This window comes from Paenibacillus sp. OT2-17, assembly GCF_009827695.1.
Taxonomy (GTDB): domain Bacteria; phylum Bacillota; class Bacilli; order Paenibacillales; family Paenibacillaceae; genus Paenibacillus; species Paenibacillus polymyxa_B.
Genome location: NZ_WUDQ01000849.1, coordinates 1 through 1,141, shown reverse-complemented (window position 1 = coordinate 1,141; position 1,141 = coordinate 1). Strand labels below are relative to the sequence as shown.

Genomic DNA, 1,141 nt, shown 5'->3' with positions numbered 1-1,141 from the left:
AATAGCAAGTTAGATCTAACTGTTTTTTCACCCTAATAAGAATGATCGTTCTAAAATTGTCTTTAAAACTCATTTATACTAATCTGCATGTTATGAAGGAGAGAATATTATGAAGTATACAGTTATTACAGGAGCAAGCTCAGGGATTGGATATGAAACGGCATTGGGCTTTGCTGCACGTGGCAAAAACTTAATCTTGGTAGCTAGAAGATTGGATAAATTAGAAGAACTCAAATCAGCAATTCAGGATATTGATCCTACTGTAAATGTTATTGTTCATACAAGTGATCTGTCTGTTACAGATCAGGCCTACACACTATATAACAATTTAAAGGAACACCAAATTGAGACCTGGATTAACAATGCGGGGCTCGGTGAAGCTTCTTTTGTAGCAGAACAGAATTTAGATAAAGTTGAAACTATGTTACGTGTTAACATCGAATCCTTGACGATCCTTTCTACACTATATGTGCGAGATTATGCTGATGTAGAAGGAACTCAGTTAATTAACGTCTCATCCGCACTCGGATATGCCATTGCTGTTGGGAGTGTTGCTTATTCTGCATCTAAATATTACGTTAGTGCCTTCACAGAAGGGCTTGCAAAAGAACTAGAAATTAAAGGTGCAAAACTAAAAGCTAAGGTTTTAGCACCAGCTATAACAGAAACGGAATTCGTTAAGAAATCATTAGATACTGAAGAATTTGATTACAAAGCAAACATGCCTAAGTACCACACTGCCAAACAAATGGCGGACTTCATGTTGGATCTTTATGATAGCAACGAGGTGGTAGGGATTGTAGACCAGAACTATGATTTCAATCTGAGAGGCGAAATATATCCAATCATTTCAGAATTTTAATCGAATTAATATATCCGCATAACTTTATATGAAGAGGAGTTTACCAGATTGGAAAAGTTATGGAGTAAATTAAAAATTGGAAAAATGGTGTTGCCACATCGTTTAGCAATGGCACCAATGACACGTAGTAGATCGCAAGAAGATGGTACACCGGGAGAGCTAACTTCCCTTTATTATGCTCAACGAGCGTCAATGGGACTCATTATTACTGAGGGTGTACAGCCTTCTGATGATGGGCAAGGTTACTTATGGTCACCTGGGATCTATACGGATAAACAT

The 1,141-nt window shown here is 37.3% G+C and carries 2 protein-coding genes; both read left to right on the top strand.

The window, feature by feature from the left end:
* Nucleotides 1-109 precede the first annotated feature (109 nt).
* Nucleotides 110-862 (top strand): SDR family NAD(P)-dependent oxidoreductase, encoded by a 753-nt coding sequence (locus GRP75_RS27630; RefSeq protein ID WP_160790970.1) that lies wholly within the window; start codon nucleotides 110-112, stop codon nucleotides 860-862.
* Between the two features lie 48 nt (nucleotides 863-910).
* Nucleotides 911-1,141 (top strand): oxidoreductase (locus GRP75_RS27625; protein WP_483311126.1); only part of this gene is annotated, 231 nt, incomplete at its 3' end.

Bases quoted from the DNA above. Each gene is read 5' to 3' on its own strand.
- GRP75_RS27630 (WP_160790970.1), top strand. From the start codon at position 110: ATGAAGTATACAGTTATTACAGGAGCAAGCTCAGGGATTGGATATGAA.